The following is a 14,923-nucleotide window of genomic DNA, read 5'->3' on the forward strand; positions in this document are numbered from 1 at the left end:
TTCAGAATTTAATTTCCGAAAGGCTTTTTCTCTACAAATTAACAGGCAATATTATTTCCATCCGCCGCCCAGGTCTCTGTAAACATGAACTGCAGCATTTAATTGTTCTTTTTTAGTATCTATTAATTCTAATTTAGCTTCTAATGCATCTCTTTGAGTCATTAAAACCTCAAAATAATCTACTCTTGCCGATTTAAACAAATCGTTTGAAACATCAATTGATTTATTTAAGGCATCAACTTGCTGTGATTTTAAATCGTAACCTTTTTGAAGATTATCAATTTTAGAAAGCTGAGTTGAAACTTCTAAATATGCATTCAGGATGGTACGATCGTAATTGTACAACGCCTGAAGCTGTCTTGCATTAGCACTAGAAAATTCTGCTTTAATCGCATTTCTGTTAATTAAAGGTGCAGCAATATCTCCGGCTAATGAATATAAAATCGATTCAGGAAATGTAAACAAATAAGATGGTTTAAAAGCCTGAACTCCAAAAGCCGCTGAAATATCTAATGAGGGATAAAACTCAGCACGAGCAACTTTTACATCTAATTTTGCAGCAACTAATTCTAATTCTGCCTGTTTAACATCTGGACGATTTGTTAATAATTGAGACGGAATTCCAGAGTTTACAGCTGCCGGAAGCAAATCTGTAAAATTGGTTTTGTCTCTTTTAATATCCTGCGGATAACGTCCTAACAAAAAGTTGATTTTGTTTTCGTTCTCTTTTATTTTCTGCAAAATTTCAAACTCTAAACTTTTTGAAGTTAAAACCTCAGCCTGAAACTTCTGAACTCCAAGCTCAGTTGCTCTTGCCGCTTGCTTTTGGATTTTTACAATTTCTAAAGCGTTTGTCTGTAAAGTAATCGTTTGTTTTACAATCTCTAATTGACTGTCTAAAGCTAATAATTCATAATAATTATCAGCGATCTCAGCGATAAGGTTTGTAATTACAAAATTTTTCCCTTCAACAGTTGCTAAATAACGGTTTACGGCTGCTTTTTTAGAATTACGCAGTTTTTTCCAGATATCTACTTCCCAGTTTGCATAAGCTGCAATTGTATAATCCGGTAACGGATCTGGGGTTTCAATTCCCGGTTTAATTTCTGTTGTTGCATCACCTGCACCCTGGCTTGTGTAACGTCCAACTTTTTCGATTCCTGCACCGGCACGAACGCCAACTGTAGGCAATAAAGCACCTTTACGAACTCTGATATCATTCTTTGCAATTTCAATTTCCTGTAAAGTCATATTCAGTTCCTGATTGTTTTTTAAAGCAACATCAATCAACTCTACAAGGTTTTGATCCTTAAAGAAATCTTTCCATTTTAAAGTCGATGTATTTGTAGTGTCCTGCGATTTTACGCTTCCAAATGCTTCCGGAACCGGAGCGCTTGTACTTGCTGTTTCAGCTGCAGGGGCTTTACATCCTGCCACGGCAAGACATAAACCCAATGCAATACTGTATTGATATAATTTAACTTTATACATGATTGTTATCAATTTCTTCTGTTAATGGATTTTCTTCTTCATGTTTTACCAGTTTGTGTTTCTCTGCAATTTTGGCAAATATGTAATACAAGCCCGGAATTACAAATACTCCGCAAATAGTTCCTATAAGCATACCTCCAGCGGCCGCAGTACCAATGGTTCTGTTACCAATTTTACCCGGACCAGTTGCAAATGCAAGCGGTAATAATCCCGCAATAAACGCAAATGAAGTCATCAAAATAGGACGGAACCTTGCTTTTGCTCCTTCCATTGCAGCTTCTAAAACGGTTCTTCCGGCTGCGTGCCTTTGTATCGCAAACTCTACAATCAATACGGCATTTTTACCTAATAAACCAATAAGCATTACCATGGCAACCTGCGCATAAATATTGTTTTCTAATCCTGCAACTTTCAATAAAAGGAAAGCTCCAAAAATACCCGCAGGTAAAGAAAGAATTACAGATAATGGTAAAATAAAACTTTCATACTGAGCTGCTAATACCAGATAAACGAATCCTAAACAGATTAAGAATACCCAAATTGCCTGATTACCCTGAGCAACCTCATCGGCAGAAATACCTGCCCAGTCAATGTCATAACCTCTAGGTAATTTTTTAGCTGCTATTTCCTGAATGATTTTAATAGCTGTACCAGAACTGTATCCCGGAGCAGGTCCACCACTAATTTCTGTAGAAGTGTACATGTTGTGTCTCGTAATTTCAGAAAGTCCGTATACTTTTTCTAACTTCATAAAAGCAGAGAAAGGAACCATTTCATCACGATTATTTTTTACATACAATTTCAGGATATCATCTGGCTGTGCACGGTATTCAGGAGCAGCCTGAACGATTACTTTATAGTTAATACCGTATTTAATGAAACTGATCTCGTAGTTACTTCCCACAAGAGTTGATAAAGTGTTCATGGCGTTTTCAATAGAAACTCCTTTTTGCTGTGCCAAATCATTATCAACTTTCATCATGTATTGAGGGAAACTCGCACTAAAGAAACTGAATACGTTAGATAATTCCGGACGTTTGTTCAATTCTTCAACAAACTCTTTATTAACTTCTTCCAGTTTTTTGAAATCTGTAGTACCTGTTTTATCCAGTAAACGAAGCTCAAATCCTCCTGCAGCTCCATATCCTGGTACTGCCGGCGGTTGGAAAAATTCAATATTTGCACCTGCAATATCTTTTGATTTTTCTTCCAGTTCCGTCATAATTTCCTGAACAGATTGTTTACGATCGTTCCAGTCTTCTAAGTTGATCAAACAAGTTCCCGCGTTTGATCCTGTACCTTCAGTCAAAATTTCATAACCCGCCAATGCAGATACTGATTTTACACCTTCTACAGTTTCTGATATTTTTTGAAGCTTCAAGGCAACATCATTTGTTCTTTCTAATGATGAACCCGGAGGAGTTTGAATAATAGCATAAAACATTCCCTGATCCTCATTCGGGATAAATCCAGAAGGAACCGTGCTGCTAATTAACCATGTTCCGGCACAGAAACCAAGAAGTGCGATAATTGTAACAGCTCTTCTGTTTACAATTTTACCTAATACATTTTGGTATTTACCTTGTGCAAGGTTGAACTTGTTGTTAAAACCATCAATAAATATATTTACAGGAGTTCTCTTTTTAGGTTTACCGTGATTGTTTTTCAACATCATCGCACAAAGTGCAGGTGTTAAAGTCAACGCCACAATACCAGAAAGAATAATCGCTGTTGCCATTGTAATCGAGAACTGTCTGTAGAAAACTCCAACAGGACCAGACATAAACGCAACCGGAATAAATACCGCCGCCATCAGGAACGTAATCGCAATAATTGCCCCTGCAATTTCGTGCATTGCTTTTTTAGTCGCTTTTAATGGTGAAAGATGTTCTTCTTCCATCTTGGCGTGAACGGCTTCAATAACTACAATCGCATCATCGACGACGACCCCAATTGCTAATACTAAAGCAAACAACGTAATTAAGTTCAATGAAATATCAAAGAATGTCATGAACACAAATGTTCCAACCAATGAAACAGGTACCGCAATTGCTGGAATTACCGTAGAACGCCAGTCTCCTAAGAAAAGGAAAACTACTATACCAACTAAAATAAAAGCTTCAACAAGAGTGTGAATTACTTTTTCGATAGAAGCATCAAGGAATTTAGAAACGTCATAAGAGATTTCATAATTCATTCCTTTTGGGAATTTTTGCTTGATTTTTTCCAGTTTCGCTTTTACATCTTCAATAACCTGATTCGCATTACTTCCAAAAGATTGTTTTAATACAATCGCTGCAGAAGGTTTTCCGTTCAGGTTAGAATAGATATCATACATCGAGCTTCCAAATTCAACAGTTGCAATATCTTTCAATCGCAAAAGTTCTCCGTTAGCATTCGATCTTACCACAATATTTCCATATTGTTCTTTCGTTGTAAAACGTCCTGAATATTTCAATACATATTCAAATGCCTGAGAACGTTTACCAGAACTTTCTCCCGTTTTACCCGGCGAAGCTTCCAAACTCTGACTTGATAATGCTTCCATTACTTCATCAGCAGAAATTTTATATGCTAACATACGATCTGGTTTCAACCAAATACGCATTGCATATTCACGTGTTCCTAAGATATCTCCGGAACCAACTCCATTCACCCTTTTTAATTCAGATAATACGTTGATATCGGCATAGTTGTACAAGAACTTCATGTCGGTGTTTTTGTCCGTGCTATAAAGGTTCACATACATCAGCATACTCGGAACTTCACGTGTAATCTTAATACCCTCTCTAATTACTAAAGGAGGAAGTTTATTAGTAACCGAAGCCACACGGTTTTGAACGTTAATCGCTGCCTGATTAGGATCTGTTCCTAAGTTAAATACAACCTGAATACTCGCTTCACCATCATTTCCGGCATCAGAAGTCATATATTTCATTCCAGGAACACCGTTTAAGGCTCTTTCCAATGGAATTACAACAGATTTAATCATAAGCTCTCCATTCGATCCAGGGTAATCCGCAGTAACGTTTACCATAGGAGGAGAAATCGAAGGGAATTGGGTAATTGGTAAATTCAATACCGACAATACTCCTAAAAAGACAATAATCAGCGATATTACTATCGACAATACGGGTCTTTGAATAAATTTATTAAACATTTTTATATTTTTTTAATGATTAAACTTATTTGAAGTTTAAAAAGGGTTTCAAGTTTCAAGTTTAAGGTTTCAGGTTTTCAGTGTGCAAACTTGAAACCTGAAACTTGAAACTATAAAAACAAATAACTATTCTGCTTTTAAGCGCAGGTTATTAATTACCTTTTTAGGAGACTCAAATTCGTATTTGATTTTGTCATTTTCTTTTACTTTCTGAACACCTTCAAGTAAGATTTTATCATTTTCATTAAGTCCTGTTTTAATCACATACAAATCAGGGATTTCTCCTGTAATAGTGATTTCTTTTGAACTTACTTTATCATTTTTATCAACTATAAAAACATATTTTTTATCCTGAATTTCGTAAGTCGCTTTTTGCGGAATTACGATTGCATTTTTAAGAGGAACCATCATTTGAACTTGTCCAGTTTCTCCGTTTCTAAGTAATTTTGCTGAATTTGGGAATCTTGCTCTAAAAGCAATATTTCCTGTTTCATTGTCAAATTCACTTTCGATAACTTCTACGTTACCTTTTTCTTTAAAAGTATCTCCATTTGCTAAAACCAAATTCACTTTGTTTCCGGCACGATCCTTAATATTAGTTTGATATTGAAGATATTCTGGCTCAGAAACATTGAAATAAGCAAACATTTGACTGTTGTCTGAAAGGCTTGTCAATAATTCGCCTTCGTCGATAAGACTGCCTAATTTTAAAGGAATTCTGTCGATTGTTCCGTCAAACGGAGCTCTGATTTCTGTGAATGACAAATGAAGTTTTGCTAATGCAACTTCTGCTTTTGCAGATTGCAATTTTGCCTGAGCAACGCTCAATTCGTTTTTAGAAACGATATTTTTATCTGCCAGTAATTTAGCATTTTGCAGTTCAATTTCTACTGATTTTTGTTCAGCCTGTGCTTTCAATAATTCTGCCTGATACATGTTTGGCATAATTCTGAACAATAATTGCCCTGCTTTTACAAACTGTCCTTCATCAACATAAATGTTTTGTAAAAACCCTTTTTCCTGGGCGCGGATTTCTATATTTCGAACAGATTTTATCTGCGAAACGTATTGTTTTGTAAATGAAGTATCAATTCTTACCGGATTTGTAACCGTGAATTTTTCTACTTCTTCTTTTTCTTCCTTTTTAGATGTACAGCTAGTTAGGCACACTAGGGCAAACAAGCCCGTGAACACGATAATTTTTTTCATGATTTAGTTTGGAAATTAAGCGATTGAATGCTTGGAATAATGATTTCTTTAGATGATAAAATGCATCAGCCAGCCAGAAGTCAGAACTTAATTTTCATATAAGCAGAAGTAAAAAAAATATACATCAACGAGATATGGAGATCACGACTTAGGTAACCGATGTATACTGTAAAATCAAATTCTTAATACTCGTTGAGTAATGTAGATAGGATTTGAATGCCCTAAAGAAGGCGTAAAAATTTTAAAACGATTGGAATCATTCGCTGCAGACTGATCTGAAAGTGCCAGATACAAATTGTCTACTAAGCTGTACGAAGCAGCAAAAAGCTTATTCGTAAGTAAAGCATCATCATTTCCTAACAGATCTTCTTCAAGATCAACATCGGCATCTTCAATTATAGAAGTTCCACGATCCTGGCTCGTGAATTTAACTCTATGTTTCTGTGCAAGATTATGATGATGAGAAAAAGTATTTGCATTAAGATATTGGCCTCCGCCCAGCAGAAGCAAATTCATGAATACTAAAAATACTATTAACTTTCTCATTTGGGTGCGAAAGTAGTAAAACTATCAAAACAAAAAAAGAATTTTTAACAAGGTTTAACAGTTATATAAAACGAAAACGTTTTCATTTTTTTATTACATTAAAATTACATTCAAAAATGACGTTTTTTAAAGTATTTTAAGACAATAAGCGGCTTAGTATTAAATTGTTAGAATAATGTAGGAAATCTATTTTGATAAATTGATTTCCATAATGGTATATTCCTGTCCGGCTTTGGTGAAAGTTTTAAAAGTATCTTTCATTCCAAATTTTTCATAAAAAGACTTTTTATTGGTTCTGGCATTGCACCAAACTTTTTCTAAATCCCTTTCTTTAGCAAATTGTAAAATATATTCTAAAAGATGAGAAGCAATTCCTTTTCCCTGAAATGCTGATAAAGTAGCTAATTTTCGAAACTGCATTTCTTTTCCTTCAATAAAACAGGAAACTATAGAAACTAATTGATGATCTTCAAAAACGCCAAAATGAAATCCTGAATTGTCTTCTTCTAATTGTACAAATTCAAAAGGCTGATCCGGCCACATTACTTCGTGTCTTATCTGCCAGGTTTCTGAAGCCTGAATTGGTTTAATTTCCATTTTATGTTTATTTCTGAAAGTTCAAAATTACATCAATTTTAAAATAAAAAGGGAATCATAAAACAGATTCCCTTTTCAATTATATTGATTTTTTGAATTACTTCTCTCTTATAAAATAAACTTCAGAATTATTTTCGGTTATTTTCTTGACGCCTTTTTTTCCGTATTTCCCTATGTTAATGGCACGCATTACTTTATTATTATCATTTAAAAGACAATCCCAAACCCTTCCATCTGATAAAATAAATGCCGAATATAAAGAATCTGATCTATCATCATTAAAATAAAGTAAATCCTCCGTTTTGACTAATGTTTTTAACTTTGATTTACGATCCTGTTCATAAAATAAAATTTTATCCTGCGCTACTTCTACTAATTTATCAACTTTTTGGTTTTTAAAATCTTCATTAGCTTTAAGAGTCCAAATTGGTTTATCGCCCGTAACTAACCAGGTTCCACTTATTTTTTCTAAAACATCTTTTCTTAAAATTTCTTTTAAGGTATCTATCTCTTTTAATGATTCTTGCCCAATTTCGCTTTCCGGTTTAATTTTAGATGCCAATGAAAACAAATCAAGAGCTTTTACATACTCTGATTTCTTTAAATAAGAAAGAGCTAATTCGTATTTATTTTTCTGAAATGTTTCCTTTGAAGCATTTTGCGCTATACCTTTTACTGAAAAAAGCAAAATGATAAGAATCAAATAATTTTTCATCTGTTTAAACTTTATTTTTATTTTGCAATATTAGAATATTTTTCTTACAAATTGAAATAAAAAATAAGTTTAATCTGATTTAAATTTAATTTGAAAATGAAATTAAAATTTGCATTGCTTTTGTGACATCTTTTTTATTGACAAAAATATGGTCGTGATAAAATGCTGCAACAACATTACAGCTTATATTATGGTCTGAAAGTGCCTTTGAAAATGCGGCTGTTAAGCCAACAGCTTCTAGCGAAGAATGTACCGTAAGCGTTATCCACGACATCACTACAAAGTAATTCAGTTTCATTTTTACCGCTATTTCTTCTTTCAGAATAACCGTTATAGCCTCTTTTTCCCTAAAAAACATTTCAACTTCATTTAAGTTGAAATTCTCTAATGTATCAACTTTACAAAAAACATAATCGCCCTGTTTGTGTTCAGGTTTCATTGTTTTAAGTAATTTTTGAAGATCTTTTTCTCCTGACATTTTCTCTGTTTTATTTTAAAAGCTTATCTAATTTCCCTTTTGTTTCAGGAAAGTTTTTATCCATTGCTAATACCTTTTCATAATTTGCAATTGCATTTTTCTTATCTCCGCTTGCTTCATAAAAGTCGCCTAATGAATCGTATACATTTGGGCTTTGCGGATAATTGGCAACATTTAACCTGAATAAATATCCGGCAAATTCTAAGTCTTTTTTCCCAAGCGATTGATAGGCAAAATTATTCACTACATTTTCCGGCACATATACTTTATATCCTAAATGTTTTGAAACATCATTATAATGTTTTTCAATTTTGGTAAAAACGGCTGCATTAAAATTAATCTGTTCTGGTATAGAAAGCTTTAATTGATTGAATTTAAAAATGAAACGAAACGCATCATAATTTGCAATTAAAGGTACAGAACCATGATTATCTTCGTTATAATATTTGTAATCATAATTAAGATTGCTCTTTTTATGCTCCTTCAGGAAATCATTTAAATTTAAAATAGCCCTGATATGTCTTGTAAAAGCAGTAGTATCTTTTCTAACTTTAATTACATCCATATTATCATCCATTGTATTGGCAGCTGCTAAAAACAAGGAAATATTGGTTAAGTTTTTTGCGGCTAATTTTTTAGTGGTTTCTTTTAAAAACTGGTCATGATCCCACCACATACTTGGGTCTATCGATACGTATGAATTGAATAAAGAAGTATGATTAGTCAAAATATTCATAACAGTCAATCCGCCAAAAGAATGCCCTACTAATGTTTTGTATGGCGCAGTTGGATATCTAGCATCAATATACGGAATCAGCTCTTTTTCAAGAAAATCGGCAAATTTTTCTCCGCCTCCAGATTGTTCACTGAGATTTTTAGGAACAAACGGAAGATCAACTTCAGAATGTGTTGGTGTTAAATCCCGATTACGATTTGTATTTGTGATCCCTACAACAATCATTTCCGGACAGTTTGTATTTCCATTTACTTCACTTAGTTCTTCGATTATCCCAACAACCGAGCTAAAATGTCCATCACCATCAAGAAGATAAACTACAGGATATTTTTGTTTTGCAAATCCTGTATTTTGAGCGCTTTTGGGCAAATGAATCCATATTTTGCGATTCTCGTTTAATATTTTTGAAGAAATACTATCGATAGTTCCTATTTCGATTTTTGAGTTTTTTTGAGCAAATCCAATAGTAGACAGCATTAAAAAAACAAAAAACAAGATTAATTTATTCATTAAAATCCTAACTAAGCTGCTTTTCATAATTGGCTATTTTATTTGGTTCATTGTTAAAAGATTTTTATGACTGATAAAAAAACCGCCTTTATCATTAGAAAAAGACGGCTTTTAAGTTTTTTATTTGGCTGCCCACGTATTATTGTCTGGCGTAGCATCCATAAAAATGCCGCCATCAAGCGTAACTTTTTTAATTTGCTTTTTACTGCTTAAAGCAACTGAAACTGAATTTTGATTTTTCTCCCAAACTGCCGGAGTTTGATGAACCGTTTCTGTTGAATCATCAGTATAAACAATATTTACATCAAACGGAATGGCAAAACCTCCTTTGTTTTCTATAGCAACTGTATTTTTTGAAACATCTTTAACAGAAAGATCAATATAATTATTTGTAAAGAACCAGTTATTGAAAAACCAATTCAGGTTTTTTCCTGAACCTGTGTTCATCGAATTAAAATAATCCCACGGAATTGGATGTTTTCCGTTCCACGTATCCATATAATGGTGCAGTGCTTTTTTGAATAAATCATCTCCAAGTAAATCTTTTAAAGCTATATAAGAAAGAGAAGCTTTTCCGTAAGAGTTGTTTCCATAACCCGGGCCAGAAACTTGTGTAGACATTGAAATGATTGGCTGATCTTCTTCTGTTGATTTATCGTTAATGTATTGCTCAACTCTAAATTCTTTATAAAATTTATCTGCAGCTTCTTTTCCGTGTTCTGCAATTCCAATTAAATATTCAAAAGTGGTTGCCCAGCCTTCGTCCATAAAAGCATAACGCGTTTCGTTAATTCCCATATAAAAAGGAAAATAAGTATGTGCTACTTCATGATCCTGAACTAATTGAGCAAATTTTGGATCATTCATTTGTGAATCGTTACACATCATTGGGTATTCCATATCTGCAAAACCCTGAAAAGCTGTCATTTTAGAAAACGGATACGGAACTCCAGGCCAGTTATTAGAAAACCAGTCTAAAGCATATTGATTGTTTTTTATTGAATTTACAAAATCAGTTCCTTTTACATCATAAGCTGCCTGTACACTTGCGCGGCGATTTGTTTTTTTATCTACCACAACGCTGCTCGCATCCCATAAATAATGATCGCTTAAACCAAAACATACATCTGAGATATTTTTAACTTCAAATTTCCAGACATTCCATTCGTTTTGTTTGGTTACGACACCGCTTTTCATTTCCTGTTCGTTTGCAATATGCATGATTTCATCAGTCACGTACGATTTTTTTAAACGTGCTGCAACCTCAGGCTGTAAAACCTCATCTGGATTTAAGAAATCTCCGGTTGCATAAACTACATAATTTTTTGGTGCTTTTACAGAGTAAACATAATCGTTGAAATCATTGTAAAATTCCTGACGATCTGTGTGTGATATTCTGTCCCAGCCGTTATAATCATCAAAAACAGAAACTCTAGGATAACTATACGCTACAAAAAATGTAGTTTCGTCAATTTGTCCTTCTCTTCCACTTTCTTTAGATAAAGGATAATTCCAGTCAATATTAATAGTGATTTTAGAATGTGGTGCAATTGCTTTTTTCAATTTCACATTTCCCACAGTTCCCCAGCTTCTGGCATCTTCTTTATAAACTACGTCAGCTACTTTTAGAGACGTAATTGTTAATCCGTTACTTAAAAAATCGTCACTTACGCTTCCGCCTCTTGGCGAAGAAGGTTTATGAAGATTGTTTACAAACCGAATTGCAAGGTTTCTTAAACTATCGTTACTATTGTTTTCGTAAACGATTGTTTCTGTTCCGCTTACCAATTTTGTTTTGGCATCAACAGTAATATCCATTGTATATTTTCCGTGGTTCTGCCAATAGTTTTTTCCGGGTTTCCCGTCTTTAGAGCGAGTTCCTTTGGCGTAAGCCTCTTTAATATTTCTTGGCATATAAAGCTCTTGTGCAAAGCCCGTTTGTGCCAAAAACAAAAAAGCTATAAATGCAAATTGAAATAATGTTTTTTTCATAAGCTGGTTTTTGGTTTTATAAAATTTAAGTGTTTTATATAAGACCGCGTTTTTAAAATAAAGTTACAAAATAGATAAAATTTATCTTCCAAGTTATAAAAAATCAAACTTAGAATCTTAGCAACTCAGAATCTCAGCAACTTAAAAAAAGAAAAACCGCCTAATTCAAGAAGAAAAAGACGGTATCTACAATTAATATATAACCTTGATACTACAAAATATAGTCGGTATTAATGAAGTTTGATTCCTTGCTGTTTAGCAATTCCTGCAAAATTTCATTGTTATAAGCGATATCTTTTGAAGCGACAAACGTACGAATTGAGAAAGAACGCAAAGCATCTGGAATACTTAAAGTACCAACTGCAGAATCTTTACGACCTGTAAATGGGAAAGCATCCGGACCTCTTTGGCAAGAACTGTTTAAGTTCACACGGCATACTAAGTTTACCAAAGCATCGATAAGCGGTGCAAGGGTTTTAATATCTTTTCCGAACAAACTTACCTGTTGTCCGTAATTAGATTCAGCCATATCTTCTAACGGCTGCTGAATATCTTTAAAAGAAATAACCGGAACTACAGGTCCAAATTGCTCTTCGTGATACACACGCATTTTGCTGTTTACCGGATATAAAACTGCCGGAAAAATAAAATTATCGGTATGTTTTCCTCCTTTTTCATTCAGGATTTTAGCGCCTTTACTCGTTGCATCGTCAATTAATCCCTGAATATATTTTGGTTTATCTGTTTCTGGAAGCGGTGTTAATGCAGCTCCTTTTTCCCACGGATTTCCAAATTGTAATGCATCCACTTTTTCAGAGAATCTTTTATTAAACTCTTCAATAATTGATTCGTGAACATATAAAACTTTTAATGCCGTACAACGCTGTCCGTTAAAAGATAAAGTTCCTGTAATACATTCCTGAATTGCCAAATCTAAATCAGCATCTGGAAGAATAATTGCAGGATTTTTAGCTTCTAATCCTAAAATTAAACGAAGTCTGTTTTTATTAGGATGCTGATCTTGTAAAGCAATCGCCGATTTACTGTTTCCAATTAATGCCAAAACATCAATTTTACCCGATTTCATAATTGGCGAAGCTACTTCTCTACCTCTACCGTAAACAATATTGATAACACCTTTTGGAAAACTGCTTCTAAAAGCTTCTAACAATGGCGAAATACATAATACACCATGTTTGGCAGGTTTAAAGATTACAGTGTTACCCATAATTAAAGCCGGAATCAACAATGAGAAAGTTTCGTTTAAAGGATAATTGTAAGGTCCAAGACACAAAACTACGCCAAGAGGCCCGCGGCGAATCATGGCATTTACACCTTGTACTTTTTCAAAATGTGCACTTCGTCCGTTTAATTCTTTATAGCTGGCAATGGTATCGTAAATATATTCAACAGTTCTGTCAAATTCTTTTTGAGAATCGCCAAGGTTTTTTCCAATTTCCCACATTAAAAGTTTCACAACTTCTTCGCGGGTTTCTTTCATTTGGCTAACAAAATTCTCCATGCATTTAATACGGTCCGCTACTTTCATAGTTGGCCATAATCCCTGCCCTTTATTGTAGGCCGCATTTGCAGCTTCAACAACTTCGGCAGCTTCTGCTTCTGCCATAAACGGAATAGATCCTAATAATGTTGGCGTATATTTTTCTGTAGAAGAAATAGTCGAAAAAATAGGTGTGGTTTGCCCTGTCCATTGCTTTAATTCTCCATTTACAAGATAAGTGTCTTGATTTATAAGGCTTTTAATTTCAAACTCTTCTGGAATTAAACTCATAATCTGGTAATTTTTATTTGGTTATTAATAGCGGTTTAATGAAAAAAGAGGCTTTTTTATGCCTCTTTTTCATTTTATGGTTGTACGGTTTCGCCTTCCCAGTCTAGAATTCCGCCTAGCAGATTATAGGCATTTTCGATGCCTAATTCATTCATAACCTGGCAAGCTTTAGCACTTCTGGCTCCAGAACGACAATACACGTAGTAGTTTTTATTTTTATCTAATTCTTCGATTTCATAAATAAAACCCTGACCTTTATTGATATCAATGTTTAAAGCATTTTCAATATAGCCATCATTAAATTCGTCTTCAGTTCTTACGTCCAGTATAACTGCATTCTCGTCAGCAGCAAGCTGATTAACCCAATCTTCTTGTGATAAATTCATAATAAATGTGTTTTTGTAAAATTACGACGTTTCTATTAATTAAAAACGTACCAAATGCGATTTCGATTATTATTCTCAGAAAACGTTTTAGAGAAAGTATTATAATCAGTGAAACACAAATTTACTTACTATTTTTAAAAATACACCCTAGAAAATCGATAGAAAATAGGATTTTTTCATTTGCTCAAAATACCTTCAAATATAGTTTTCTGACAATTTATGACAGCTGAATCTATTATCTTTGTAAAAAATTATAGTATTTAATCTCTTTTTGATAAAATGTTTTGCCACGAATTACACTAATTTTCACGAATTAATTTTTGGGATTTTGTGAAATCTGTGTCAAAAAAATAATTTTCAATACATAGTAAAGACATTCTATATTTAAAAAAAACATTCGTCATCAATTCAAGAATAAGCACTAAACCAATTCGTGAAAATTCGTGAAATTCGTGGCAAAAAAATACAATAAATGCAAAATTCATTAAAAACCATCTTTCCTAATTTCTCCAGCGAACTTATTGCTACTATTGAAGAAAACGGAAGCCATCAGGATTTTGAGGCCGGAACTATTTTAATGCGCACCGGACAGTATATTAAAAACACGGTTTTAATTACAAAAGGGAAAATAAAAATTTACCGTGAAGGCGAAGATGGCGGCGAGTTTTTAATGTATTACCTGCAGCCGGGACAAGCCTGCGCTATTTCGATGATTTGTACCGCAAAAAGTGAAAAAAGCCAAATTATGGCAAAAGTTGTTGAAGATGTTTCAGTTATGATGATTCCACTGCAAATGATGGACAAATGGATGATGGAACACCGTTCGTGGTATGAATTTGTTATTGAAACGTATCGAAGCCGTTTTGAAGAAGTTCTGGAAGTTGTCGATAATATCGCTTTCCGTTCTATGGATGAGCGTTTAGAGTTTTATTTAAAAAGACATTCTGATGCCTGCGGATGTTCTGAAGTAAAACTTTCACACCAAGAAATCGCCACCGAATTAAATACCTCAAGAGAAGTTGTTTCACGCTTACTTAAAAAAATGGAACAACGAGGTTTGGTCAAACTAAACCGAAACCAGATTGAGTTATTAAAGTGATATTGCCCACAGATTTTACTGATGAAACGGGTTTTCACTGATGTTTTGTCACATTGAGCGAAGTCGAAATGCTTTGCGGGTTCTCGACTTCGCTCGAACTGACAAACTTTATCTTCAATTTTAAACACATAGAAACATAGTTTTTTTGTCTTAATAATAGATTGAAATAAATAATACATTATTTACACATAGCTATGTGCATTCATGAAAAG

At 33.8% G+C, this 14,923-nt stretch carries 12 protein-coding genes; 1 reads left to right on the plus strand and 11 read right to left on the minus strand.

Annotated elements, in window-relative coordinates; genetic code table 11:
- Window positions 1–51 precede the first annotated feature (51 nt).
- The 11 genes from ACODSB_RS07205 to ACODSB_RS07255 form a co-directional block, all read right to left on the minus strand.
- Window positions 52–1,491 (minus strand): TolC family protein, encoded by a 1,440-nt coding sequence (locus tag ACODSB_RS07205; protein ID WP_488936538.1) that lies wholly within the window; start codon window positions 1,489–1,491, stop codon window positions 52–54.
- Window positions 1,484–4,651, minus strand: coding sequence for an efflux RND transporter permease subunit (locus ACODSB_RS07210; protein WP_053473930.1), 3,168 nt, complete (start codon window positions 4,649–4,651; stop codon window positions 1,484–1,486). The genes ACODSB_RS07205 and ACODSB_RS07210 overlap by 8 nt, the downstream gene beginning before the upstream one ends.
- 126 nt (window positions 4,652–4,777) lie before the next feature.
- Window positions 4,778–5,860: an efflux RND transporter periplasmic adaptor subunit gene (locus ACODSB_RS07215; protein ID WP_180858069.1), complete on the minus strand. Its 1,083-nt coding sequence runs from the start codon at window positions 5,858–5,860 to the stop codon at window positions 4,778–4,780.
- Between the two features lie 174 nt (window positions 5,861–6,034).
- Window positions 6,035–6,406, minus strand: coding sequence for a hypothetical protein (locus ACODSB_RS07220; RefSeq protein ID WP_309839328.1), 372 nt, complete (start codon window positions 6,404–6,406; stop codon window positions 6,035–6,037).
- Between the two features lie 186 nt (window positions 6,407–6,592).
- A complete protein-coding gene (locus ACODSB_RS07225) occupies window positions 6,593–7,003 on the minus strand; it encodes a GNAT family N-acetyltransferase (RefSeq protein WP_488936539.1) in 411 nt (136 codons plus the stop codon).
- 97 nt (window positions 7,004–7,100) lie between these two features.
- Entirely contained in the window at window positions 7,101–7,718 is a 618-nt protein-coding gene (locus ACODSB_RS07230; RefSeq protein WP_488936540.1) for a hypothetical protein, read from the minus strand.
- A gap of 85 nt (window positions 7,719–7,803) precedes the next feature.
- The gene (locus ACODSB_RS07235) at window positions 7,804–8,196 is read right to left on the minus strand and encodes an ACT domain-containing protein (protein ID WP_488936541.1); all 393 of its coding nucleotides are present in this window, start codon (window positions 8,194–8,196) and stop codon (window positions 7,804–7,806) included.
- A 10-nt stretch (window positions 8,197–8,206) separates the two neighbouring features.
- On the minus strand, window positions 8,207–9,469 hold the full coding sequence (locus ACODSB_RS07240; RefSeq protein ID WP_488936542.1) for an alpha/beta hydrolase-fold protein: 1,263 nt from the start codon (window positions 9,467–9,469) through the stop codon (window positions 8,207–8,209).
- Between the two features lie 93 nt (window positions 9,470–9,562).
- The gene (locus ACODSB_RS07245; protein WP_488936543.1) at window positions 9,563–11,434 is read right to left on the minus strand and encodes a M1 family metallopeptidase; all 1,872 of its coding nucleotides are present in this window, start codon (window positions 11,432–11,434) and stop codon (window positions 9,563–9,565) included.
- 211 nt (window positions 11,435–11,645) lie between these two features.
- On the minus strand, window positions 11,646–13,226 hold the full coding sequence (locus tag ACODSB_RS07250) for an NADP-dependent glyceraldehyde-3-phosphate dehydrogenase (RefSeq protein ID WP_488936544.1): 1,581 nt from the start codon (window positions 13,224–13,226) through the stop codon (window positions 11,646–11,648).
- A 74-nt stretch (window positions 13,227–13,300) separates the two neighbouring features.
- Window positions 13,301–13,612, minus strand: a complete 312-nt coding sequence (locus tag ACODSB_RS07255) for a rhodanese-like domain-containing protein (RefSeq protein ID WP_053473922.1) — start codon at window positions 13,610–13,612, stop codon at window positions 13,301–13,303.
- Between the two features lie 472 nt (window positions 13,613–14,084).
- Here ACODSB_RS07255 and ACODSB_RS07260 point away from each other — a divergent pair, with 472 nt between their 5' ends.
- Window positions 14,085–14,711, plus strand: coding sequence for a Crp/Fnr family transcriptional regulator (locus ACODSB_RS07260; protein ID WP_053473921.1), 627 nt, complete (start codon window positions 14,085–14,087; stop codon window positions 14,709–14,711).
- The last annotated feature ends 212 nt before the right edge of the window (window positions 14,712–14,923 follow it).

It is taken from the genome of Flavobacterium sp. FG68 (genome assembly GCF_057808895.1).

Excerpts from the sequence above, each read along its gene's own strand:
- ACODSB_RS07235 (WP_488936541.1), bottom strand. The coding sequence starts at position 8,196 with ATGTCAGGAGAAAAAGATCTTCAAAAATTACTTAAAACAATGAAACCT.
- ACODSB_RS07215 (WP_180858069.1), bottom strand. The coding sequence starts at position 5,860 with ATGAAAAAAATTATCGTGTTCACGGGCTTGTTTGCCCTAGTGTGCCTA.
- ACODSB_RS07255 (WP_053473922.1), bottom strand. The coding sequence starts at position 13,612 with ATGAATTTATCACAAGAAGATTGGGTTAATCAGCTTGCTGCTGACGAG.
- ACODSB_RS07250 (WP_488936544.1), bottom strand. The coding sequence starts at position 13,226 with ATGAGTTTAATTCCAGAAGAGTTTGAAATTAAAAGCCTTATAAATCAA.
- ACODSB_RS07205 (WP_488936538.1), bottom strand. The coding sequence starts at position 1,491 with ATGTATAAAGTTAAATTATATCAATACAGTATTGCATTGGGTTTATGT.
- ACODSB_RS07230 (WP_488936540.1), bottom strand. The coding sequence starts at position 7,718 with ATGAAAAATTATTTGATTCTTATCATTTTGCTTTTTTCAGTAAAAGGT.
- ACODSB_RS07220 (WP_309839328.1), bottom strand. The coding sequence starts at position 6,406 with ATGAGAAAGTTAATAGTATTTTTAGTATTCATGAATTTGCTTCTGCTG.
- ACODSB_RS07245 (WP_488936543.1), bottom strand. The coding sequence starts at position 11,434 with ATGAAAAAAACATTATTTCAATTTGCATTTATAGCTTTTTTGTTTTTG.
- ACODSB_RS07240 (WP_488936542.1), bottom strand. The coding sequence starts at position 9,469 with ATGAAAAGCAGCTTAGTTAGGATTTTAATGAATAAATTAATCTTGTTT.
- ACODSB_RS07210 (WP_053473930.1), bottom strand. The coding sequence starts at position 4,651 with ATGTTTAATAAATTTATTCAAAGACCCGTATTGTCGATAGTAATATCG.
- ACODSB_RS07225 (WP_488936539.1), bottom strand. The coding sequence starts at position 7,003 with ATGGAAATTAAACCAATTCAGGCTTCAGAAACCTGGCAGATAAGACAC.
- ACODSB_RS07260 (WP_053473921.1), top strand. The coding sequence starts at position 14,085 with ATGCAAAATTCATTAAAAACCATCTTTCCTAATTTCTCCAGCGAACTT.